This is a genomic window from Bordetella sputigena, assembly GCF_965137885.1.
Lineage (GTDB): Bacteria > Pseudomonadota > Gammaproteobacteria > Burkholderiales > Burkholderiaceae_B > Bordetella_C > Bordetella_C sputigena.
The window spans coordinates 322011-344728 of record NZ_CBCSCA010000005.1 but is presented as its reverse complement, the minus strand read 5'-3'; the positions used below and the strand labels follow the sequence as shown (position 1 = coordinate 344728).

Below are 22718 nucleotides of genomic sequence, written 5' to 3'. Positions count from 1 at the left end.
CCTTGTCCGGCTAACATCCCGTCATGAAGACGACCCTGGACGAAATGCAGACCTTCATCGCCGTGGTGGACACCGGCTCCATTACCGCGGCATCGGCCCAGCTCGGGCAGACGGTGTCCGCCATCAGCCGCGCGTTGGGCCGGCTGGAACGCAAGCTGGACACCACGCTCTTGCAGCGCACGACCCGCCGCCTGGCGCTGACGCAGGAAGGCCAGCTATTCCTGGACGATGCCCGCCGCATCATCGAGTCCGTGGACGCGATGGAAGAGCAGATGGCGGTGCGGCGCCAGGTCCCCGCGGGCCTGTTGCGCGTCAATGCCGCCTCGCCTTTCATGCTGCACGTGGTGGTGCCGCTGGTCGGCGGCTTCCGCGAGCGTTATCCGGAAATCACGCTGGAGCTGCATACCAGCGACCAGATCATCGACCTGCTGGAACAGCGCACGGACATCGCCATCCGCATCGGCCCTTTGCGCGATTCGACGCTACACGCGCGGTCGCTGGGCAGCAACGCCTTGCGGATACTGGCCAGTCCCGCGTATTTGAAAGAGCGCGGCAAGCCGCGCGGCCCGGCCGACCTCGCGCGGCACAGCCTGCTGGGCTTTACGCAGCCCGAAACGCTGAACCATTGGCCGCTGCGGCATGAAGGGGAGACGTCCCTGCCCATCACGCCCACGCTGTCGGCGTCCAGCGGTGAGACCTTGCGGCAGCTGGCGCTGGCGGGACAGGGCCTGGTCTGCCTGGCGGATTTCATGACGCGCGAAGACCGCCGGCGCGGCGATCTGGTGCAGGTACTGGCCCGCGACACGGTGGAACTGCGCCAGCCGGTACATGCCGTGTACTACAGGAATACGCAGTTGGCGTCCCGCATCGCGTGCTTCCTGGATTACGTCGCGGAGCAGATGCGCGCGCAGGGCGATTGATGGGCGCGCGTCTGCCCGCCGCGATGCCTACTTCTGCAGCAGTTGCGCGGTACGCCACCTGGTGAGCGCGACCTGGCAGGCGACTTCCATATCGCCGGCGCCCGTGCCGCCCATCATTGCCGCGCCCTGGCGCTTGCATTCTTTGTGCAGGAAGCTTTTGAAGCCGTCCTGCGAATGCTTCAGCGTGTGCAGCGCTTCCGGCGTGGAGGCGGAATCGATCTGCTTGAGGCCGGATTCGACCTGTGCATAGGCGGCCGCCATTTGTTCCTGGGCCTCCTTCAGCCCGGTGTTCAGGCACCCCCGCACCGCCGTGCGGGGCTGATCGGCTACGGAGCTCGCGCAGGTATTGAGGACGCTGGACGACGTCACCGGCTCCGCCGCATGGGCGCCCGATGCGGCGCATAGCATCGCCGCGCATGCCGCCACACCGCCGATAACGGTGCGCAGGGTTGTTGTTTGCATTGCCTACTCCTTTCGAGCACGAGATAAAACGTGCGGACGATTGTAGGCATGGTCGGCGCCGCCGGTGTCGGGCGGCATTGAATGAACGTTGAGTCCTAGCAGGGGGCGTTACGTCGCGTCGTGAAAGATTACGCCCGCGACATGCCGTCGGCCTTCGCGTACACGGCTGACGCCATGGCGCAGCTTGACGCGATAGACGCCGCGCGTGCCTTGTACAGGCCGCTCGTTCACGGCGAAGATCACGGCGTCGCCTTGGTTCAAGGGCACGACCTCGACCCGCGACTGCATGCGCGGACGCTGTTCGGTCAGCACGAATTCCCCACCGGTATAGTCTCGTCCCGGCCGCGAAAGCAGGATCGCGATCTGCAGCGGAAAGACATGTTCGCCATACAAATCCTGATGCAGGCAGTTGTAGTCGCCGGGCTCGTAGCGCAGCAGCAATGGGGTAGGGCGGGTCTGGCCGGCCTGGTGGCACCGGCGCAGAAAGCCCGCGTGCGTGGGCGGATAGCGCACATCGTTGCCCATCGCCGCATTCCACCGATTGGCGATGGGCGCCAGGTGCGTGTACGCCTGTTCGCGCAGGGCCTGGATCAGGCCGGGCAGCGGATAACCGAAATACTGGTATTCGCCGCGACCGAAGCCATGACGGCTCATCACGATACGGCTGCGAAAGCGGGCCTGTTCATCGTAAAGCGCGGCCAGCGCATCGCACTGGGCCGCGGACAGCAGGCCCGGGAGCAGCGCCCAGCCCTGGGCATCCAAGGGTTCGTCCAGGGCCGACCATGGCTGCGCATCCAGGCCGGCAGGTTCGGTATCGCAGGGCGCGGAAGAAAACAAGGCTGACCTTGCCGTTTGGGCGGTAATGGCTGGAAGGAGTTGCCAGTCTAGACGCGCCTTGCGCGGTTGGCACTCCGGATGTTGCGCGAGCACGCCGGTTTTTCGTTATGCTCGACGGTTTTGGCCATCGTTTCCCGCGCCGCGGGAGGCGCGAAGCAGAATGGAGCAAACGATATGACGGCGCCGAGCACGACGCGGGCAGCCCGGGCCACCGCCTTCGGCGTGGTGGCGATTCTGTTGTGGGCGGCCCTGGCGCTGCTGACGGTACGCGCGGGCGGCCTGCCGCCGTTCCAGCTGCTGACGCTGAGCTTCGGCGTGGCCTTCGTGGGCGGTGTTTGCGTACTGTTGCCGCGGGGCCGCGCGGCACTGGCCGAAATGCGCCAGCCCTTGCGGCCGTGGCTGCTGAGCGTGGGCGGCATCTTCTCCTATCACGCGCTGTATTTCTATGCGCTATCGCATGCGCCGGCAGCACAGGCCAGCTTGATCGCTTATCTCTGGCCTTTGCTCATCGTGGTGTTCTCCGCGCTCGCGCCCGGCGGGCGCTTGCACGCGCGGCATGTCGTCGGCGCCGTGCTGGGCTTGGCCGGCACCGCCTTGATCGCGTTGCAACGTCCAGGCGCCGATGATGCCGTGTGGCCGGTCGCCGGCATCGCGGCGGCGTTCGGCTGCGCGCTGATCTGGTCCGGGTACTCGGTATTGAATCGCCGCTATGCCAATGCGCCCAGCAGCATGATGGTGGGCGTGTGCGGGCTGGTGGCGCTGGGCGGCGCCGCCTGCCATGCCGCGCTGGAGACGACGGTACCGGTCAGTGGCGCGCAATGGGGCGCGATCGTATTGCTCGGCCTGGGGCCGACCGGGCTGGCTTTCCTGGCATGGGATTACGCCACCAAGCATGGCCACCTGGCCTTGCTGGGGCCCTTGTCGTACCTGGCGCCTTTGCTGTCGACGCTGCTGCTCGTGATTACCGGGGAAACGCCGGCCACGCTGACGCTGCTGCTGGCGGCGCTGCTGATCATCGGCGGCTCGATGGTGGCGACGTTCGGCGGACGACGCGCGGCGCGAGGCTAGGTGGCTGTCGCGCGCTAACCCGCCTACAGCATCTCCAGCGGGCGTTTCCGCTTGGGCGGCGGAAACGCCTGATCCAGTTCGGCCAGGTCCTTCTCGGTCAGCGCGACGTCCAGGCAGGCCAGGTTTTCCTTCAGATGCTCCTGCGAGCCCGTCTTCGGTATGGCCATGACGCCGGGTTGGCGCAGCACCCAGGCCAGGGCCGCGGCCGCGGCGGTAATGCCGTGGCGTTCGCCGACCCGCTTGAGCGTCGGATCGTGCAGCAGCCGCCCTTGTTCGATCGGCGAGTACGCCATGACGGGTATGCCCCGCGACTGGCACCATGGCAGCAGATCGAACTCGATGCCGCGCCTGCCCAGGTTGTACAGGACCTGGTCGGTCTGCACACGGTCGCCCTGGGGCAGGGCGGCCAGCTCGTGCATTTCATCGCTGTCCAGATTGCTGACGCCCCAGCGGGCGATCTTGCCCTGGCCGACCAATTCTTCGAAGGCCTGCACGGTCTCTTCCAAGGGATGCGGCCCGCGCCAATGCAGCAGATAGAGATCGATGCGATCCGTGCCCAGGCGACGCAGGCTGGCCTCGCAGGCGCGCGCCACGCCGCGGCGCGACGCATTGCCCGGCAGGACCTTGCTGACCAGGAAGACCTGATCCCGCCGGCCCTGGATGGCGCGGCCCACGATCTCCTCCGCGGCGCCGTTGGCATACATCTCCGCCGTGTCGATCAGCGTCAGGCCGGCGTCGATGCCGGCCTGCAGCGCGTGGACTTCGGCTTTGGCGCGAGTCTGCGATTCCCCCATGAACCAGGTGCCCTGGCCCAGGGCCGGGACGGTGTGCCCGTCCGGGAAGGTGATGGTGCGGCGCGTAGCGGTCATGGCTGGCTCCTTCGTCATGATCCCCTTGCCGGCCGGACGGGGCGGACCGATCCGCCCGCGGCCGCCGTGGATCAGCCGCAGCGCAGCGCGGTCAGCGCGCCCTGCTGGTCGAGGATAAGGTTGATGCGCTTGGGGTCGTACTCCATCGTCATGACTTCGCCAGGCTTCAGCACGCGGGTCTTGCTGGACGTGGACGCCTGGCGGATCTGGGCCTCGACGGAGGGCGTGAGCTTGGTGCCGATCAGGTTCTGTACAGGCTGGGCGTCGCAGTCCTGGCCGGAGGAGAACGACGGGCTGTAGCCGCCCCCGGCGCCGCCATACGAAGACCCGTCATAGGCGCCGCCCGAAGATCCGCCCGACCCGCCATAGCCGCCGCTGCCCGTGGCGCCGCTGGAACTGTCCATGGAACTGGAAGACGTGGAGGAGGTCGTGCTGTCCCCGTCGGTGGATGAGGCCTGCCGGCCGGTATTGGCGCAGGCGGCCAGGCTGGCGACGAGAACGAGCGGGATGAGCTTACGGATCATGCGTACCCCTAAAGACTGCGTTGATAGTCCGTGTAGAAACGTTCGCGCGGGCGAACCCGTACATCATAGTTCAGTGCGCACGGGTTGCGCCGCGGCGCGCGGCGGCGCGTGTTCGACGCCCAGCGGCGTGGCGACTTCTTCCAGCGGCTTGCGCTCGGCGTCCACGCCGTGCCGCAGCGCCAGCAGGCCGGCCCCGATAACCAGCAGCGCGGCGATCGCATAACCGATCCCCACCGCCGGACGGCTGCCGCTCTCTATCAGCGTACCGAAGAGCACCGGCCCGACGAAGCCGCCGGCGCCGGTGCCGAGCGCGTAGAAAATCGAAATTGCCAAGGCGCGGGTCTCCAGCGGGAAGACCTCGCTGACGGTCAGGTAGGCCGAGCTGGCGGCCGCCGATGCCAGGAAGAACACCGCCGACCAGCACAGCGCCAGCGTGAAGGCGTTCAGCAGGCCGGCCGTGAAGGCCCAGCCGGTCAACGCCAATGCCACGCCGGCGGAAACATAGGTCACCGCGATCATCCGCCGCCGGCCCACATGATCGAACAGCGGTCCCAGCAGCAGCGGCCCCAGCACGTTGCCCGCCGCGAAGGGAAAGATGTACAGCGCCACCTGTCCCTGCGGCACATCCATGAAGCGGGTCAGCACCAGCGAGTAGGTGAAGAAGATGGCGTTATAGAAAAAGGCCTGCGACACCATCATGGACAAGGCCACCACGCTGCGCAGCCGGTAGCGCCGCGTCAGCACCTGCCCCACCTGGCGCAGCGTCGGCGCCGCCTGGCGGGCGAAGGTGACCACGCCCGATACCGCGGGCAGGGGGCCTTTGACGGCGGTCACTTCCGCTTCGATGGCCTCGATGATGCGGCGGGCTTCTTCTTCGCGGCCATGGGACAGCAGCCAGCGCGGGCTTTCGGGAACGTGACGCCGCACCAGCAGGATGGACAGCGCCAGCACGGCGCCCAGGGCGAACCCGACGCGCCAGCCGTATTCAGGCCCGAGCACGCGCGCGTCGAGCAAGGCCAGGCTGACCGCGGCGCCCAACGCGGCGCCGATCCAGAAGCTGCCATTGATGGCCAGGCTGACCCGTCCGCGCACGCGCGCGGGAATCAGTTCGTCGATGGCGGAATTGATGGCGGCGTATTCGCCGCCGATCCCCAGCCCGGTGGCGAAGCGGCAGATCGCGAAGAACGCGAAATTCGTGGAAAAGGCGGTGAGCAGCGTAGCCGCCATGTACAGGGCCAGCGTCATCAGGAAAAGCCGCTTGCGGCCCAGGCGATCGGCCAGGCGGCCGAAGACGAGCGCGCCCACCACGGCGCCGGCGATGTACAGCGACCCCGACCAGCCCACCTGGATGGCGTCCAGTCCCAGCGTGTCCGGTCGTTCCAGTATGCTGCCCAGCGAACCGACCAGGGTGACCTCCAGACCGTCCAGCACCCATGCCACGCCCAGCGCGAGCACCACGCGGGTATGCCAGGGGGACCAGGGCAGGCGGTCGAGGCGGGCAGGGATGTCGCTCTGGATGACGCTCATGAGCCGGCGGGCGGATGGCTGGGCTGATGCCCGGGATTGACGTTCGTCCGAGTGTGAGGGCGGGAAGCCCCTCGCGGACGTGTCAAAATCCTTGTGACAGATACCAATGGAGACACGCCGCCGCGCCGCGGCCCAGACGCCCGATGCTAGATCTGAATGAGTTTCTGACCTTTTCGGTGATCGCGGAGGAAAAAAGCTTTTCGCGGGCGGCGGAAAAGCTCGGCATTTCCAAGGCCCTGGCCAGCAAGCATGTCGCCGATCTGGAACATGCGCTGGGCGTGAAGCTGTTGCATCGCACCACCCGCAAGATCGGCCTGACGACGGCTGGCGCGCTGTTCTACGAACGGTGCCGGCAACTGGTCGCGCATGCCGAGGACGCGCGTCACGAGATCGAACAATTCCGCAGTTCGCCGGGCGGGCTGATCCGCGTCAGCTCCGCCATGGCTTTCGGCCGCCGTCATCTGGTGCCCGCCATCACCCGCTTCCTGGAGCAATATCCCGACGTCTCCATCGACTTGGACCTGAGCCAGCGGTTTCCCGATCTGGTGACCGCCGGGGCCGATGTAGTCATACGCCAGGCCGATGAGCCCTTGCTGATCTCGCTGGTGGCACGGCGCCTGGGGCCGGTGCGCTGGGTCGCCTGCGCCAGTCCGGCCTATCTGGCGCGGCATCCCGCGCCGCGCACGCCGGCCGAGCTGGCGGCGCACAACTGCCTGGTGTATTTCCTGAACAGCAAGGGCGAATGGTCGTTCAGCGGCCCGGGCGGCGTGCATGCGGTGCGGCCCAAGGGCAACTTCAAGGCCAACAGCGCCGATGCGGTATTGCACGCCGCGCTGGGCAATCTGGGCATAGGCGTGGTCCCCACCTTCGCCGCCGGCGACGCGCTGCGCAGCGGCCAGTTGGTGCGCGTGCTGCCGGAATACCGGCTGCCCGACCGCGGCTTGTACGCCGCCTACCTGCCCAATCCGACGATGGCGCACAGCATGCGCCTGTTCGTCGGTTTCCTGGGCGAGTACTTCGGTGAGCAGCCGTATTGGGATGACGGCCTGGCGCCGTGATCAGTCCGCCTTGACGTTGTTTTCCTTGATGACGCCGGCCCAATAGACGGTCTGCTCCCGCAGCCATTGGCCGAAATGTTCGGGCGTTTCGTTCAGGGGCTCGCAGCCCAGCTCGCGCAGCCGGGCCATGACGTCCGGCTCTTTCAGGATCAGCGCGACCTCGTCATGAAGCTGTTGGACGATGGCCTTGGGCGTGCCCGCGGGTGCCAGCAGGCCCTGCCACGTACCGGTGACGAAATCGGGAATGGTCTGCGCGATGGTGGGCGTGCCCGGATACATGTAGAAGGGCTTGGCGCTGGCCACGGCCAGCATCTTGACCTGCTGGCTGTCCACCAGCGCATAGGTACCCAGCACGCTGTTCATGATGACATCGATGTGCCCGCCCACCAGGTCGGTCGTAACTTGCGCGCCGCCCTTGTAGCCGATGTAGGTCCACGAAATGCCGGCCTTCTGGGCCAGCAGGACGCCGGCCAACTGCGTGATGGTGCCGGGCGTGGCGCCGAAGCTCAGGCGCCCGGGGTGTTCCTTGGCATAGGCGAGCAGCTCGCCGACATTGTTCACGGGCAAGTCCTTCCGCACCACCAGCAGATGCGGCGAGAAGGTCACCATCGATACGGGCGCAAGGTCCTTGGTGGGCGTGTAGCTGAGTTTGGTGAAACTGGGCGAGATCGCCAGCGTGGTCAGGTCCATGAAGGCAAGGGTGTAGCCATCGGGCCGCGACCGTGCCACGTGCGCGGCGCCGATGTTGCCGCTGGCCCCTGGGCGGTTCTCCACCACGACGCTCTGCTTCCATCGCTCGCTCAGTTTCTGCCCGATCAAGCGCGCCAGGATGTCCGATGCGCCGCCGGCGGGGAAGGGCACGACAATGGTGATCGGCTTGGCCGGATAGTCGTGCGGCGCGGCCAGGGCCGGCGCGGCGCCGGTCGAGCCCAGCGCCAGGCCGGCGGCCAGGCCCGCGAGCACGCGACGGCGTTGCGGCATGGCCAAGAGGACGTTGTCGGAAAAGCGAAGTGGCATGAGTGTCTCCTTTGGATGAATTGGGTAAGCCGGAGGCGCGGCGCCTACAGTACGAAGGCGGCGCCGGCGCTGTCGGCGATTTCGCGCAGCCTTTCCATCAAGGTCGCCGGCAGCGGAATGCCCGCGCGGGCGCGTTGCGCATGCGTGGCCCGTTCGGGATCGCCGGGCACCAATACGGGCAGGGCCGGATCGGCGGGACGTGATTGCGTCAGCGCGTCGATCACCGCGTCCACATCCTGGGTGTAGTCGTCCAGCGGCCGGAACGCGGCGGGGTTCAGCACCAGGAAGAAATGGCCGATGTTGTCGGGTTCGCCGGGACGCTGGTCGCGATTGCGGATGGGCGAAAACGATCCGCCGCCCAAGGTGCTGCCCAGCAGTTGCGCGAACAGGCTCAGGCCATAGCCCTTGTGGCCTCCCAGCTCCGTGCCATGGCCGCCCAGTGGCGCCAGGCCGCCGCCCTGCTTGTCGAAAAGCAGGCGATAGGCCAGCGCCGAGTCGGTCAGCGGCGTCCCGTCCGGCGCCAAGGCCCAGCCGGGCGGCAGCGGCTTGCCTTGCAGCGCATATACCTTCACCTTGTTGGACGCCACCACGCTGGTCGCCATGTCCAGGATGACCGGCTCATGCCGGCCCGCGGGCGTGGCGAAAGCGAAAGGGTTGGTGCCCAGCATGGGCTCGACACCACGGGTGGGCACCACGGTGGCCAGGCGGGTCGAGCACGACACCATGGCGATCAATCCCTGGCGCGCGGCCATCTCCGCGTAGTAGCCGGCGGCGCCGAAGTGCTGGCTATTGAAGACCGAAACCGCGCCGATATCGGCAGCCTGGCATTTTCGGATGGCCAGCTCCATGGCCATCCGGGCGGTGGGATGGCCCATTGCGGCCGCGCCGTCGATCAGCGCGGTGCTGGCTGTCTGCCGCACGATGCGTGGCTGCGCATCCATGCGCATTTGCCCCGCGCGGAATATCTGGTCGTAGAAGATCAACATCGAAATGCCGTGCGAGTCGATGCCTTTCAGGTCGGCATCGACGAGAACGTCGGCGGTGATGCCGGCATCGGCTTCGGACATGCCCCAGGCGCGGGCGATCAGGACTATCTGCCTGTGGGCGGATTCGGCGGGAACGGGAGTGAATTCCATGGTTTTCGGTCTGGTTGTGGCGCTGCTGGCGCGGCGCCCAGCCTGACGCCAGGCGAGCGGCATCGGCCCGCGCGGGTGGCAGGAGTTGAAAAATCGGATATTGGAAAAACGCCCGGCGCGGCATGCGGGCCGGCTGAGGAACGGGCGCTTGTTCCGCGCGTTCCTCAGCTTGCGGCTGAAGCCGCCGGTGCGTGGATGGCCGCGGCCGAGGCGCGCCACCGTTCGTATTCGGCGCGCGTGGCCTCGTCCGGCGGGTACAGCCCGAAGGTGCTGCGGCCTTCACGCACGCGGGCCTCGACCCAGTCTTCGAAGTCCGTCATGGCCGCGGCCTCGGCGGCGATTTCATTCGCGATGGCCGCCGGGATCACCACTACGCCTTCACCGTCGCCGACGATGACGTCGCCGGGATACACGGGCACATCGCCGCAGGAAATCGGCATGTTGATATCCACCGCATGGTGATGTATCAGGTTAGTGGGCGCGGAGGGGCGGGCGCAATAGACCGGGAAATCCAGTTGCTCCAGGTCGGGGCAGTCGCGGAAACCGCCGTCCGAAACGATGCCGGCCGCGCCGCGCATCATCATGCGGGTGATCAGGATGCCGCCGGCCGACGCGGCGCGCGGATCCTTGCGGGAATCGATCACCAGGACATGTCCCGGCGGGATTTCCTCCACGGCGCGGCGCTGGGGATGCGTGCGATCCTGGAACACGCCGATGTGGTCCAGGTCTTCCCGCGCCGGGATGTAGCGCAGCGTGTAGGCCATCCCCACGACGCGCGCGGCGGCGCGGTTCAGGGGCAGGACCCCCTGGATCGCGGTGTTGCGCAGGCCACGCTTGAACAGTGCCGTGGTGAGCGTGGCGGTGCTGGCACGCAGCAGGCTGGCCCGGTTTTCCTCGGTCAGCACGGACATACTAGTCATCCAGTTTCCTTTTGTGTTTTTGGGTGCCGGCACGGACCATGACGTCGGCCGGTGGCGATTTTTCGCGTCCGCCAGCGGGGCGCGAAGGCAAAGGCATGGGGCGGTCCACCGTCTCGAAGTATTCGGGATGCTGTTCCATCACCGCTTCGACTGACTTGAAGACGCCGCGCAGGTGCTGCTTCATGGTTTCCACGGCGCCCTGCGCATCGCGCCGCAGCACGCAGTCGAGGATGGCCGCGTGTTCCTGGAGCACGGATTCGCGTTTTAGCGGGTTATGGACGTTCAGGCGCCGCACGCGATCGTGCTGGGCCTTCGCCGCCTCGACCACATGCCATGCACGTTCGTGCCCGGCGATCTTCATGAACAACGAATGAAAAACTTCGTCCGCCTCGAAGAAGGGCGCCGGATCGCCGGTCCGCGAACGCTTCTGGATCGACAGCGCGGCCTGCAAAGCTGGCGTATCGCGCGGGTCCATCATCTCCACGGCTTTCACCAGGGCGGCGCATTCCAGGGACTCCCGTACGAACTGGCCGTCATAGACGTCGCTTACGCGTATGGGGGCGACGAAGGTGCCGTACTGGGGATAGACCGTCACCAGTCCTTCTTCCTCCAGTTTGATGATGGCTTCGCGTATGGGCGTGCGGCTGACGCCGAGCTGCGCGGCCAGCTCGTTTTCCGACAGCGCCTCTCCGGGCAGCAGGCTGCCTTCGATGATCTGCCGGCGCAGGTATTCCCGCACGCCGCTCGCCACCGTGGGCCGCTTGCGTGTGGATTGGATAAGGATTTTGCTCATGTCTGGACAGGCCTTGTATGCTTGTATACAAGTATATGGCTGTTGCGGCGAATTTGTCCAGCCGCCCTGGGCCGCTGGCGCCGGATGGCGCCGCCTGCCTTGGGCCGCGGAAGAATTTCAGCGGGCAGGGAACGACAAAAAGCTGCGCAGCTCCGCCGTACGAGGCGCTTCGAAGATCTCCCGCGGCGTGCCCGTTTCATGCACGCGCCCATGGTGCATGAAAACCACGCGGTCGCTGACCTTGCGCGCGAATGCCATTTCGTGGGTGACGATGATCAGCGTGGCGCCGTCGCGGGCCAGTTGCTCGATAACCTGCAGCACCTCGCCGACCAGCTCGGGGTCCAGCGCCGAAGTCATCTCGTCGCACAGCAGCACTTCCGGATCCATCGCCAGCGCGCGCGCGATGGCCACCCGCTGCTGCTGGCCGCCGGACAGTTGATGGGGCGCGGCGTCGAACTTGCCTTCCAGGCCGACGCGCGCCAGGAGCAGGCGCGCCCGTTCCTGGCATTCCTGGCGCGAACGGCCATGCACAAGCCGGGGCGCCAGCATGATGTTTTCGCCCGCGGTCATGGACGGAAAAAGATTGAACTGCTGGAAGATCATGCCGACCTTCTGGCGCAGCTCGCGCAGGGCGGCGGCATCGGATGCCTGCACCGGCTGTCCGCCCACCACGATGCGGCCCTGGTCGAAGGACTCCAGGCCGTTGATACAACGCAGCAGCGTGCTCTTGCCCGAGCCGCTCTTGCCGATGATGCAGATTACTTCGCTGCGCGCGACCTGCAGGTCCACGCCCTTCAGGACTTCGTTGTCGCCGAAGCGCTTGTGCAGGCCGCGGATGTCGACCAGCGGCACGGGCTCGCCGGATGTTCTCATGTGTTGTCCTCAATTCCTGATGCGCATGCGCCGCTCCACCCACGAGCCCAGCAGCGAGCAGGGAAAGCACAGCGCGAAATAGAACAGGGCAACCAGCCCGTAGACGGTAAAGGGCTGGAAGGTGACGTTGGCGATCATCTGGCCGGTGCGCGTGAGTTCCACGAAGCCGACGACCGAGGCCAGCGAGGTGTTCTTGATGATCTGCACCACCAGGCCCACGGTGGGCGGCACCGACAGGCGCAGCGCCTGCGGAAAAATAACGTGCCGCAACTGCTGGCGGAAGCTCAGGGCCAGGCTGGCGGAGGCTTCCCATTGCCCCTTGGGTATGGACTCCACGCAGCCGCGCCAGGTCTCGGTCAGGTAGGCGCTGGCGTACAGGGTGAAGCACAGGATCGCCGCCGTCATGGGCGAAGTTTCGACACCCGCCAGGGCCAGGCCGAAGTACACCAGGAACAACTGCATCAGCAGGGGCGTGCCCTGGAAGACCTGCACGTAGGCGGCGACCGGCCGTTCGAACAGGCGGGGCCGTCCCAGGCGCAGCATCAGCAATAGCAGGCCGACCAGCCCCCCGCCGGCGAAGGCGATGGCCGACAGGGCCAGCGTCCAGGGCAGCGACAACAGCAGGTTGCGCAGGATATCCCATGTGGAGAATGTGATCATCGGCTGGCTCCCACCGGCGCGCAGCCAAAGAGAAAGCGTGGTCCCAGCCATTGCAGCAGGCGCCGGAAGCAGATGGAAAGCGCCAGGTAAAGCACCGTCACCACGATGTACGACTCGAACTGGCGGAAGGTCTGGGCGGCGATGCGATTCGTCACATAGGAAAGTTCGGCGGTGGAAATCAGGCTGCAGACGGCGGTGGCCAGCATGATGATGACCAGTTGGCTGGTGACGGCGGGCCACACGCGCGAGAGCGCCGGCGGCAGCACCACGCGCGTGAACGTGTGCCAGCGGCCCAGGCCCAGGCACTGCGCGGCTTCATGCTGCCCCTGCGGCGTGGCCTCGATGCCGGCGCGTATGATTTCGCAGGCATACGCGCCCAGGTTGATGGTCAGCGCCAGGATGGCGGCGGGAAAGCTGGCGAAGCGCAGGCCGATCGCGGGCAGGCCGAAGTAGATAAAGAAGATCTGCACGATGAAAGGCGTATTGCGGAAGAACTCCACGTAACAGGCGACGGCCAGCCGGGCGCCGCGGGGGCCTTGCACCCGGCACCACGCGCAGGCGATGCCGACCAGCGTGCCTAGCGTGCATGAGATCACGGTGAGCAGGGCGGTGATCGCCAGTCCCTCCAGGAAGACGGGCCAGGCGGCGAGCACGCCGGAAAAATCGAGCATAAGGATTTCCTTTATTCGTGCCGCGCACCGACCGTAGAGGCGGAAGAAGCTGATGCCAGGGTGTCGAACAGCGCCTGTACCGGCATCGGCCCATCCAAGGCGCGCAACTGCGACAGCAGGCGCGCGGCGGCAGGCTCGCCGATGACGGGGGCGGTGCAGTCCTGGAATTTGCGCGTCGCCTGGGCCTGGGACATGGGATCGCCGGGGCCGCCGATCGCCTTGTCGCGGCTGCCTTGCAGCACCGTGCCGTCTTTGAGCTCGACGTAGACGATGGCGCCTTCCGGCGCGTCGCGGCGCCGCGACGCATCGTTCCAGGATGGCCCTGTCCGCATCCGTACCCTGCGCATCGCGTCACGCAGATCGGTTCGCGCGAGTTGCCGCGGCGTCAGCGCGCCCAGGCCCCAATCCGGTTCCAGCAAGGTCATGGCGATGGCGTAGGGCATACTGAAGCGGGCCTGCGCGGGGCTGTCCGGCATGCCGTGGCAAAGATTGGCCGCCACGACGGGCGGCACGTCGCAAAGCACCGAGGCGACGTCGTCCGCTCCCAGGCCGTGGCGCGCCATCAGATCACGTAGCGCATCGACGGCGGCATGGGAGGACAGGCATACGGGAATGCGCTTGACGTCCAGGCCGGGATCCAGCAAGTACCACCTGTCGCCTGGCATCTCCAGGGCGGCGGTGTCCAGCACACCCTGGTTGTAGCGCGCCGCGAAGCCGTAATCGTGGCCGAACGGGTCGGCGGGTCCGCTCGCGCCGGCCCGCGCCAGTAAGGCCGCCTGCACGCCGGCTTCCGCCGCCTTGCCGGCCATCAAGGGCTTGGCGTCCGAACCGAAACAGGATTTGGTGCCGGCCGCCATGCCGACGGCCAACGCCAGTGCGTGGGCGATGCGCGGGGCGTCCAGATCCAGCAGCTTGCAAGCGGCCATGGCGGCGCCGATGGGGCCCAGCACGCCTGTCGTCCACCAGCCCTGGTCGTAGAGCAGGCCGCGCGTTGCGGCACCCACTGCATATTCGCATTCGGCCCCGGCGACCAGGGCGGTGACTGCCTGAGCGCCATTCGCGCCGGTCGCCTGCGCGCAGGCCAGCGCCGCCGGCACGATAACCGCCGAGCCGTGCACGAAACCGGCGTAGCAGTTGTCGTCGAAGTCCAGCGCGTGGGCCGCCGTGGCATTGGCGAAGGCCGCCTGCTGCGGCGTGGCAAGGGCGTCTTCCGGCTTGCGCGGCGGCAGCCCGCTTTGCGGCGGGCGGCGGACCGTGGCCGCCAGTACCGTGCTGCGGGCGCCAGGGCCGGTCGCGCACAGCGACAGGGCGGCCATGGCCGGCGGTGTGATGCTGCCGGCCACCGCCACGCCCACGGTATCGAGGATGCAGGACACCGCCGCCTGGCGGACGGCGTCCGGTATGTGCTCAGGCGACAGCTCGCCCACCCATTGCGCCATGCGCAGGCCGGCCCCTGCCGGCGCCGCCAAGGTGTTGCTTCCCACCTTATTCGGGCAGATCGCCCGCCGGCGCGCCCATCCAGCGCTTGGACATTTCATCCAGCTTGCCGTCGCGCTTGGCCTCGCGGATGATGTCGTTGACCTTGGCGAGCAGCTTGGGCTGGTCCTTGCGCACCCCGATATAGCAAGGCGAATTGGCCAGCACCACTTTCAGCGCCATATCCAGGCTGGGATTGCGTTGCGTGAGCGCCGCCGCCACCGGCGTGCCGCTGGCGAACAACTCGGCCTGTCCCGACATGAAGGCGGCAATGGTGCTGTTGTTGTCTTCGTAGCGATGCACGACCGCCTTGGGGGCCAGTTGCTGCAGCTCCTGGTCCTGCATGGAGCCGCGGGTCACGGCGATGGTCTTGCCGGCCAGGTCGTCATAGGTCTTGGCCGGGTTTCCCTTGGCGCCGAAGATGGCGTCGAAGAAAGGCGCGTAGGCGATGCTGAAGTCGATCACCTGCGCGCGCTCCGCCGTCTTGCCCAGCGAGGAGATCGTCAGGTCGGTCTTGCCGGTCTGCAGATAGGGCACGCGGTTCGGCGCCGTGACGGGAACGAGCTCCAGCTTCACGCCCAGCTTGCTGGCGATGAGCCCGGCCATGTCCACATCCAGGCCCTGCGGCTTCATGTCGGGTCCGACAAAGCCGAACGGCGGGTAGTCGGTGGGTACCGCCACGCGGATGGTCCCGCGCTGCACGATGTCATCGAGCAGATCGGCGGCGTGGGCGCTGAGCGTCAGCGCGCACGAGATGATGGTCAAAGCCCCGAGTATCCATTGTTTGAGTCGCATGTCGACGTCCTTGGTCAATATTGCCGTTCAAAGTCCCATTGGCCGGGCACCCGGCTCATGCGGGCGTCGCGGCGCTGCGATGTGACTCCTCGGCTTCCCCTTGAGGGTCCTGGGTGGGGGCTGATGCCCCTCTGTGTGTTCAGTCGGGAATGACGGCGGTGGCGTCGATCTCGACCAGATACTCGGTGCGGGCGAAGGCGCTGATGACCAGTCCGGTGGACACGGGGAACACGCCTTTCAGCCATTTGCCGACCACGTTGTAAACGGCTTCGCGATAACGCGGGTCGGAAATATAGATGGTCAGCTTGCAGATGTGATCGAGCTTGCTGCCGGCTTCCTTCAGGAGCATATCGATATTTCGCATGGCCTGCTCGGCCTGGCCGGCCACGTCGCCGATGCTGACGCATTCGGACGTGTCCAGGTTCTGGCCGATCTGGCCGCGCAGGAAGACCGTGGTGCCGCGGGCCACGACGGCCTGGCAAAGATCGTTGTCGATCTTCTGCTCCGGGTAGGTTTCGCGGGTGTTGAACTTGCGTATGCGTGTGTGTGCCATGGTCGTGCGTGCGTGGTGGGTGGAATCAAGGAAAGCGGCGGTCTCAGGCGCGGTCGAAATAGCCGGCCCGGATGGTGCTGCCGATCAGGTTGACGATCAGCCGGCCGGCGGTCACGCAGGTCAGCCGCGTGGGCGTGTCCTTGGCGGGCTGGATCTCGACGATGTCCATGCCGACCACGCGGCCCTTGCGGACCAGCCCGTGTATCAGCTTGCGGGCCTGCAGGAAGGTGACGCCGCCCGGCGCGGGGCCGTCGACGGCGGGCATGATGGTCGGGTCCATGCCATCCGCATCGATGGACAGGTAGTAATTGCCGCCGTCCGGTATGCGTTGCAGCACGGCGTCCATGCCGATATCGTGCAGTTCGTAGGCGCTGATCAGGTCGGCGCCATAGGCCTTGGCGGCTTCATAGTCGGCGGGACGGCCGCTGCCCTGGGCGCGCAGGCCGATCTGGACGATCTTGCCGACGTAGGGCAGCTCCGAAGCGCGCCGGATCGGGCTGGACAGGCCGTCGCGCACGCCGTTGACTTCGTCGCGCCAGTCCAGATGCGCGTCGATGTGTACCAGCGTGATCTCCTTGCCCAGTTCTTCGTAGCCGCGCAGCACGGGGTTGGTGATGGCGTGGTCGCCGCCCAGGACGATGGGCAGGCCGCCGCCGCGCAGGATATGGCGCACCGCCAGCTCGCAGCGGCGGTAATGCTCGCCGGGCACGTGGATGTCCGGCATGACGTCGCCGCAATCCACGAAACGGATATCGGTCCGTCCCTGCAGCAGCGGCCCGTCGATGTCGAAGTCGTAATGTTCGGGGGCTCGCACCATGCGGTCGGTGACCTCGCGGATCGCCTGGGGGGCGCGCGTCTGGTCATTGCTGAAGGCCTGCGGCGTATAGGGCGCTCCGAAAGGCATGCCGAGCACGGCGATGTCGGCGCGCAGGCCTTCCAGTTCGGTGACCAGTTCGGAATACAGCAGGGTCTTGTGGCCGGTCTTGGGCGGGACGGTAAGAGGAGAAGTAGCCATGGTCGGGTTGATCGTCCGCTGAGGCGGCGTCGAGGTTTGCATGGCGGCTACTTTACGAAGCGATACCAGGACCCGGAAAATGATATTTTTGCGTCCCTAGTCTTGAAAAACGAAACTTGTCACCGGGTTTTCCCGCGCTCCCTGGCGAGATGGCGCCCGGGTTTTCCCGCGGTGCCACGCGGTCCAGGACGGTCATGCTGAAGCTCGATTTCGATGAACGCAATCTGCGGTCCCTGCGCGTGTTCTGCCATGTGGCGGAAGCCGGCGGCTTTACCGCCGCCGAACGCCGGCTGCTCATGTCCAAGGCGTCCATCAGCCGCCACATCCGCGATGTCGAGGAGCGCCTGGGCGTGCGCCTGTGTGAGCGCGGGCCCGGCGGGTTCCGCCTGACCGCCGAAGGCGTGGTGGCGCTGAACCTGGCCACCACCGCGCTGCGCGCGCTGGCCCGCATCCAGCCCGAGGTCGATGCCGCGCATGGCGTGCTGTCGGGCCCGCTGTCCATCGGCCTGGGCGAGCACACCCTGACGCATCCCGATTGCCACCTTCCGGAAGCGCTTGGCGAACTGCATCGCCAGGCGCCCAACGTGCGGCCGGAAATCGTCGTCATGTCCTTCAACGAGCTGAACCAGGCGCTGCATACGCAGCGCATCGATATCGCGATCCGCGGCAAGTACAGCGAGGACCGCGATTTCAACTACCTGCCGCTCTACGTCGAGACCCATCGCGTCTACGTATCGCGGAACGTCACGCTGGCGCGCGACCAGGCCAGGCTGCCGCTGGTGTACCGCTCCCATCCCTATGTGGAACGTGCCCTGGCCACGGGCCGTTTCGAACGCGGGCCGGAGGCCGGCGGACTGGACGCCGTCGGCGCGCTGGTGGCGACGGGGTATTACCAGGGGCTGCTACCCACGCACTACGGCGAGCTGCTGCAGGGCCGGTACGGACTGCGGCTGGCGGCGCGCGGCGTGCGCTATTCCCATACCGGGTGCGCGGTGACGCTGGCGTCGCGGCCGCTGAGCCACCGCGCGGAGCTGTTCCTGAACGTGTTGCGTCAACTGCACCGGCAGCAGCGCCATCACGCTACGCCTTGATGTATTGTCCGCGCCGGCCTCACGCGCCCGCTTAATGCACCGTCAGCGGCGGCGTCGCGCGGCGGCTTGAGCGCGGAAGCTCAATCGCGACGCCGGCGCGGGCGCGACCCGCGCGCGGCCGCCGCCGGCGGCGCGCTGGATGCGCGCAAGACGAACTCGGTGGGGACTTCGATGCGCGTGCCGGGCGGCACGGTTTCGCCATGCATGCGGCGCAACAGCAGCAGGGCGGCTTCGCGGCCCAGCGCATAGCCGTCGTAGCGGATGACATCGACGGCCGGCGTGACCAATTGCGCCAGCTGGCTGTCATTGGACGCCACCAGCGACACGTCGCGCGGGACCTGCAGGCCTTTCATGCGTATGCCATGGAGCACGCCCGGCAGCAGGTGCATGCCCGCCGCCACGATGGCGGTGGGCGGATCGGGCAGGTCCAGCAGCAGCTGGACTTCGCGCTGGCCGTACTCCGGGCTGAAGCTGTCCAGCCGCAGCAAGGCGGGATCCAGGGGAACGCCCGCGGCCTCATGGGCCTGCACCAGGCCCGCCAGGCGGTCTCGTCCCACCCGGTTGTGGCGGCCGCCGCTGATCAGGGCGATGCGGCGGTGGCCGAGCGCCAGCAGATGCGCGGTGGCGTGCCGGGTGCCGGACAGATGGTCGGCGCCGACCGCGCCCAGGGCCGCCGCCATCTCGCGTTCCAGCAGCACGATGGGATAGCCGGCGCCGGCCACGCAGCGCAATACCTCGGAGTTGTTTTCCTCTTCGACGGCGAACAGCATGCCATCGGCGCGGCGCCGCTTGAACAGCTCCATCAGCGCGATCTCGCGCGCCGGCTGGCCGTCGCTGCTGGCGACCACCAGCATGTAGCCGTGTTCGCTCAGCACATCCTCCGCGCCCTTGATCATCGACGAGTACAGCGGATTGCGGATGTCGGAGAAGATGAAGCCCACCATGCGCGTCGGGGCGCCGCGCATGGCCTGCGCGGCGGCGCTGGGCTGCCAGCCCAGCCGCGCGATGGCGTCCTCGACCCGCTGGCGCACCTCGGCCGTGACGGTGGGCGCGCCGTTGACGACACGCGAAACGGTGCCGATAGCGACGCCGGCGGCGCGCGCGACGTCGTGGACAGTGACCCGGGCAGGGCGAGGGGCTTTAGCAACCATCCCGGGATTGTAAGGTGGGCATGGCCGCTTCCCGCGTCAGAACGCCTGTTCGAACAGCGCGCGGAAATCCGCGGTGGTGGTCGTGCGCGGGTTCCAGCGGTTGTAGTTGGCCTGGGTGCAAAGTCCGGCGATCTCGTCGAACTTGTCCTGCGTGGCGCCGACATCGCGCAGCCGTGACGGGATGGCCAGGTCGCGGCACAGCGCTTCGATGGCGTCGACCGCCGCGCGCGCGGCATCCATCTCCGGCAGTCCGCGCACCGGCCGGTCCATGGCGGCGGCCACGCGGGCGAACTTGCGCGGATTCGCGGGCAGGTTGAAGCGCGCCACGTGGGGCAGGCAGACCGCGTTGGACAAGCCGTGCGACAAGTGCCAGTAGGCGCCGACGAAGCGCGCCATGCAATGGACATTGCCCAGGCCCGTCTGGCCGAAGGTAATGCCCGCCAGCGCCGAACCCACCAGCATGTTCAGGCCGGCCTCCAGGTTGTCGCGGTTGGCGACGAAGGGCCGGATATTGGCCGCCAGCAGTTCGATGGCCTGGATGTTGATGGCGTCGGTGACCAGGTTGGCCTGCCGGGAAACATATGATTCGAAGGCGTGCACGAAGGCGTCCATGCCCGAATGCGCCGCGACATGGGCGGGCAGCGTGCGCAGCGCCAGTGGATCCAGGATGGCGAAGCGCGCCGGATTCAAGGCGGCATGGCGGATCGACATCTTCAGGTTCTTCTCGGTGTCGGTGATGACGCAGGAGCCCGAGACTTCGGAGCCGGTGCCGGCGGTGGTCGGGATGGCGACCAGCGGCAGCGGCGGCGTGCTGAATTTCTCGATCCCTTCGTAATCGTGGATGCGGCCGCCGTTGGTGGCCAGGATGCCGACGGCCTTGGCCACGTCCATGGCGCTGCCGCCGCCAACCGCCAGCAGCGCGGTGGCGCCGTGGGCCTGGCAGGCGGCGAAGGCGCGCTCCACCGTGATCGCGCTGGGGTCCGGCTCGATCTCGGAATAGCTGGCCACCGCGATGCCCAGGTCCTCCAGCATGCCGCGTATGCCGGCGTAGAAATCGCCCGCCAGCAGCGCGCCGTCGATGACGACGAACAGCCGCTGGCATCCCTGCGCGCGCAGGATATCGCCCAGCTTGCGGTGCGAGCCTATGCCCATGTGCAGGCGGGTGGGACAGAAGAAGGTGCTGATGTCGGTGGCTGTCATGGTGATCCGTTTATGGCGCCGCGCAGGGCGCGCGTTCAGTGATTGTTGTCCCAGCCCTGGGCCAGTTCGGTCCAGCGCACGGTTTCCTGGTGCACGAAGGCCTGGAATTTGGCCGGCTCCATGCCGCCGGGCTCCGCGGCCATGCCTTCCAGCGCCTTGCGCATGACCGGGTCGTCCATGCTGGCCTGCACGGCGCGCCAGATGCGGTCGACGATGGCCGGCGGCAGCCCCTTGGGCCCCGCCAGGCTGTACCAGGTCGTCATCTGGTAACCCGTCACGCCGGACTCGTCCAGCGTCGGCACGTCCGGCAGGAAGCGGGTCCGCTGCAGGCTGGTCACCGCCAGCGGCTTGACGCCGCCACCGTTGATCTGCGCCGCGGCCGAGGCCGCCGAATCCACGGCGAAGGTCAGGCGTCCGCCGATCAGGTCGGTCATCATCGGCGCGGCGCCCTTGAATGGCACGTGCAGGGCCTGCATGCCGGTCTGCTTCTTCAGCAGCTCGGCGGACAGGTGCTGCGTGGTGCCGATGCCGGCCGACCCGTAGTTGATTTCCTTGGGATGGGCCTTGGCATAGTCCAGGAATTCGCGGACGTTGTTCACCGGCAGGGTCTTGGCCACCACCAGTACGTTCGGCACGTTGGCGACGGTGGTGATCTGCGTCATGTCCCGCTCGAAGTCGTACGGCAGGTTTTTGTACAGGACGCCGGCGGCGGTGTGGCCGACGTTGGCCAGGAGCAGGGTATAGCCGTCCGGCTTGGCCCGGGCGACGATGCCGGCGCCCACGGTGCCGCCGGCGCCGGGCTTGTTTTCCACCACGACGGGTTGTCCCAGCTGTTGCTGCAGCTGCATGGCCACGGCGCGCGCCACGATGTCGGTGGTGCCGCCGGGGGTGAACGGCGCCACCAGGGTGATGGGCCGTTCGGGCCAGTCGGCGGCGGCGGCCGGCGAGGCCGGCAGGGCGAGGGCGGCATACCCGGCCATCGTGGCCAGGGTGGCGGCCAGCAGGCCGCGGCGGAAGGTCTGGGGATACATGGAGTCTCCGGTTGTGGTTATGGGAGCGCCTTCAATTGACGCTGATGTTCAGCTTGGCCAGGATGGGGGCCCAGCGGTCTACTTCGGTCGCCAGCAACTCGGCGGCGCCCTCCGGTGTCTGGTTGCGCGCGCTGGGCGCCTCGATGCCCGAACCCGACAGTCGCTCGCGCGTGGCGCGCGCCGCGACGGCATTGCGCAAGGCCTGGTTCAAGCGCGCCACGACGGGGCCGGGCGTGCCCGCGGGCACCAGCATCATGTTCCAGATGTCGTAGTGCAGGTCCGCGAAGGACGACTCGCCGGCGGCCGGCACGCCGGGCAGGGCGGCGATGCGTTGGGGACGCAGGACGGCGACGCCACGCACCATGCCTGAGTTCACGTAGCCCACCGATGTGGTGCTGCTGTCGACCAGGTAATCCAGGTGGCCGGCCATGACGTCGTTCAGCGCCTGGCCGGCGCCGCGGTAATTGACGGCGTTGATCTTCAGGCCCAGCCGTTCGTTGAGCAGGATCCCGCCCAGGAAGGAGCCGGAGCCGACGCCGGCCGCGCCGAAGTTCATTTCCTTGGCGTGCGCGCGGGCATGGGCCGCGAATTCGTCCAGCCCCGATACCGCAAGGTCCTTGCGGGCCGACAGCACCTGCGGCGCGTCGCCGACCGAGCCGAGCGCGATGAAGTCCTTGAGGATGTCGTAGGGCAGTTTCCTGTACAGCGTGGCGTTGGCGGCCAGGGTGCCGACGTTGCCGATCAGCAGGGTATAGCCGTCGGCCGCCATGCGCGCGGCGCGCGCGGTGCCCACCGTGCCGCCGGCGCCGGGGGTGTTTTCCACGATGATGGGCTGCGCAAGATCCTTCGACATGCCCTCGGCGATGACCCGTGCGAGCACGTCGGTGGGACCGCCGGCGGCAAAGGGCACGATAAGGACGATGGGCTTGGCGGGAAAGGAGCCGCCGGCGGCGCGCGCGCCGGTCAGCGGCAGCGCGGCGCCCGCCATGGCGCCGGCCGCGCCCAATAACAGGCGGCGCCGCGCCGTACGTGTCTCGCTCCGAAGAGAATTATTGTTTTTCATATTGCAGG

The 22718-nt window shown here is 67.5% G+C and carries 24 protein-coding genes; 4 read left to right on the top strand and 20 right to left on the bottom strand.

The window, feature by feature from the left end:
• Positions 1-23 precede the first annotated feature (23 nt).
• A complete protein-coding gene (locus ACNA0R_RS12445; protein WP_415826311.1) occupies positions 24-920 on the top strand; it encodes a LysR substrate-binding domain-containing protein in 897 nt (298 codons plus the stop codon).
• Positions 921-947: 27 nt separating this feature from the next.
• Here ACNA0R_RS12445 and umoC read toward each other — a convergent pair whose 3' ends face one another.
• Both umoC and ACNA0R_RS12435 read right to left on the bottom strand, forming a co-directional pair.
• On the bottom strand, positions 948-1382 hold the full coding sequence (gene umoC, locus ACNA0R_RS12440) for a UmoC family flagellar biogenesis regulator (RefSeq protein WP_415826310.1): 435 nt from the start codon (positions 1380-1382) through the stop codon (positions 948-950).
• Positions 1383-1490: 108 nt separating this feature from the next.
• Entirely contained in the window at positions 1491-2180 is a 690-nt protein-coding gene (locus ACNA0R_RS12435; RefSeq protein ID WP_415826407.1) for a 2OG-Fe(II) oxygenase, read from the bottom strand.
• 213 nt (positions 2181-2393) lie between these two features.
• Here ACNA0R_RS12435 and yddG point away from each other — a divergent pair, with 213 nt between their 5' ends.
• Positions 2394-3287: an aromatic amino acid exporter YddG gene (yddG, locus tag ACNA0R_RS12430; RefSeq protein WP_415826309.1), complete on the top strand. Its 894-nt coding sequence runs from the start codon at positions 2394-2396 to the stop codon at positions 3285-3287.
• 23 nt (positions 3288-3310) lie between these two features.
• Here yddG and ACNA0R_RS12425 read toward each other — a convergent pair whose 3' ends face one another.
• The 3 genes from ACNA0R_RS12425 to ACNA0R_RS12415 all read right to left on the bottom strand — a co-directional run bounded on the left by ACNA0R_RS12425 (position 3311) and on the right by ACNA0R_RS12415 (position 6207).
• Entirely contained in the window at positions 3311-4156 is an 846-nt protein-coding gene (locus ACNA0R_RS12425) for an aldo/keto reductase (protein ID WP_415826308.1), read from the bottom strand.
• 71 nt (positions 4157-4227) lie between these two features.
• A complete protein-coding gene (locus ACNA0R_RS12420; protein ID WP_415826307.1) occupies positions 4228-4680 on the bottom strand; it encodes an I78 family peptidase inhibitor in 453 nt (150 codons plus the stop codon).
• Positions 4681-4743: 63 nt separating this feature from the next.
• Entirely contained in the window at positions 4744-6207 is a 1464-nt protein-coding gene (locus ACNA0R_RS12415; protein ID WP_415826306.1) for an MFS transporter, read from the bottom strand.
• A gap of 143 nt (positions 6208-6350) precedes the next feature.
• On the opposite strand from ACNA0R_RS12415, the gene ACNA0R_RS12410 reads away from it, so the two are divergent.
• A complete protein-coding gene (locus tag ACNA0R_RS12410) occupies positions 6351-7265 on the top strand; it encodes a LysR family transcriptional regulator (protein ID WP_415826305.1) in 915 nt (304 codons plus the stop codon).
• On the opposite strand, the gene ACNA0R_RS12405 is transcribed toward ACNA0R_RS12410, so the two are convergent.
• From ACNA0R_RS12405 to ACNA0R_RS12355, 11 genes are all read right to left on the bottom strand, one after another.
• Positions 7266-8282 carry a Bug family tripartite tricarboxylate transporter substrate binding protein gene (locus ACNA0R_RS12405; RefSeq protein WP_415826304.1) on the bottom strand — a complete coding sequence of 339 codons (1017 nt, stop codon included), beginning with the start codon at positions 8280-8282 and terminating at the stop codon, positions 7266-7268.
• A gap of 44 nt (positions 8283-8326) precedes the next feature.
• Positions 8327-9418, bottom strand: coding sequence for an Ldh family oxidoreductase (locus tag ACNA0R_RS12400; RefSeq protein ID WP_415826303.1), 1092 nt, complete (start codon positions 9416-9418; stop codon positions 8327-8329).
• A gap of 164 nt (positions 9419-9582) precedes the next feature.
• Entirely contained in the window at positions 9583-10329 is a 747-nt protein-coding gene (locus ACNA0R_RS12395) for a ribonuclease activity regulator RraA (protein WP_415826406.1), read from the bottom strand.
• A gap of 1 nt (position 10330) precedes the next feature.
• The gene (locus ACNA0R_RS12390) at positions 10331-11131 is read right to left on the bottom strand and encodes a GntR family transcriptional regulator (RefSeq protein ID WP_415826302.1); all 801 of its coding nucleotides are present in this window, start codon (positions 11129-11131) and stop codon (positions 10331-10333) included.
• 117 nt (positions 11132-11248) lie between these two features.
• Complete coding sequence (locus tag ACNA0R_RS12385; protein WP_415826301.1) at positions 11249-12004, bottom strand: amino acid ABC transporter ATP-binding protein; 756 nt, start codon at positions 12002-12004, stop codon at positions 11249-11251.
• A 9-nt stretch (positions 12005-12013) separates the two neighbouring features.
• Positions 12014-12664: an amino acid ABC transporter permease gene (locus ACNA0R_RS12380; RefSeq protein ID WP_415826300.1), complete on the bottom strand. Its 651-nt coding sequence runs from the start codon at positions 12662-12664 to the stop codon at positions 12014-12016.
• Positions 12661-13335 carry an amino acid ABC transporter permease gene (locus ACNA0R_RS12375; RefSeq protein ID WP_415826299.1) on the bottom strand — a complete coding sequence of 225 codons (675 nt, stop codon included), beginning with the start codon at positions 13333-13335 and terminating at the stop codon, positions 12661-12663. The genes ACNA0R_RS12380 and ACNA0R_RS12375 overlap by 4 nt, the downstream gene beginning before the upstream one ends.
• An 11-nt stretch (positions 13336-13346) precedes the next feature.
• Positions 13347-14819 (bottom strand): MmgE/PrpD family protein, encoded by a 1473-nt coding sequence (locus tag ACNA0R_RS12370; protein ID WP_415826298.1) that lies wholly within the window; start codon positions 14817-14819, stop codon positions 13347-13349.
• 1 nt (position 14820) lies between these two features.
• Positions 14821-15606 (bottom strand): transporter substrate-binding domain-containing protein, encoded by a 786-nt coding sequence (locus tag ACNA0R_RS12365; protein WP_415826297.1) that lies wholly within the window; start codon positions 15604-15606, stop codon positions 14821-14823.
• Positions 15607-15745: 139 nt separating this feature from the next.
• Positions 15746-16159 (bottom strand): RidA family protein, encoded by a 414-nt coding sequence (locus ACNA0R_RS12360; protein ID WP_415826296.1) that lies wholly within the window; start codon positions 16157-16159, stop codon positions 15746-15748.
• A gap of 43 nt (positions 16160-16202) precedes the next feature.
• Positions 16203-17174, bottom strand: coding sequence for an agmatinase (locus ACNA0R_RS12355; protein ID WP_415826295.1), 972 nt, complete (start codon positions 17172-17174; stop codon positions 16203-16205).
• A 194-nt stretch (positions 17175-17368) separates the two neighbouring features.
• On the opposite strand from ACNA0R_RS12355, the gene ACNA0R_RS12350 reads away from it, so the two are divergent.
• Complete coding sequence (locus ACNA0R_RS12350; RefSeq protein ID WP_415826294.1) at positions 17369-18265, top strand: LysR family transcriptional regulator; 897 nt, start codon at positions 17369-17371, stop codon at positions 18263-18265.
• Between the two features lie 80 nt (positions 18266-18345).
• Here the strand turns inward: ACNA0R_RS12350 and ACNA0R_RS12345 are convergent, their stop codons facing one another.
• Genes ACNA0R_RS12345 through ACNA0R_RS12330 form a run of 4 tightly spaced genes read right to left on the bottom strand, consistent with a single transcriptional unit; the run spans position 18346 to position 22710 of the window.
• Positions 18346-19416 (bottom strand): LacI family DNA-binding transcriptional regulator, encoded by a 1071-nt coding sequence (locus ACNA0R_RS12345; protein WP_415826293.1) that lies wholly within the window; start codon positions 19414-19416, stop codon positions 18346-18348.
• 36 nt (positions 19417-19452) lie between these two features.
• A complete protein-coding gene (locus tag ACNA0R_RS12340) occupies positions 19453-20616 on the bottom strand; it encodes an iron-containing alcohol dehydrogenase (protein ID WP_415826292.1) in 1164 nt (387 codons plus the stop codon).
• Between the two features lie 35 nt (positions 20617-20651).
• Complete coding sequence (locus ACNA0R_RS12335; RefSeq protein ID WP_415826291.1) at positions 20652-21647, bottom strand: tripartite tricarboxylate transporter substrate binding protein; 996 nt, start codon at positions 21645-21647, stop codon at positions 20652-20654.
• Positions 21648-21678: 31 nt separating this feature from the next.
• Entirely contained in the window at positions 21679-22710 is a 1032-nt protein-coding gene (locus ACNA0R_RS12330; RefSeq protein ID WP_415826290.1) for a Bug family tripartite tricarboxylate transporter substrate binding protein, read from the bottom strand.
• Positions 22711-22718: the final 8 nt, after the last annotated feature.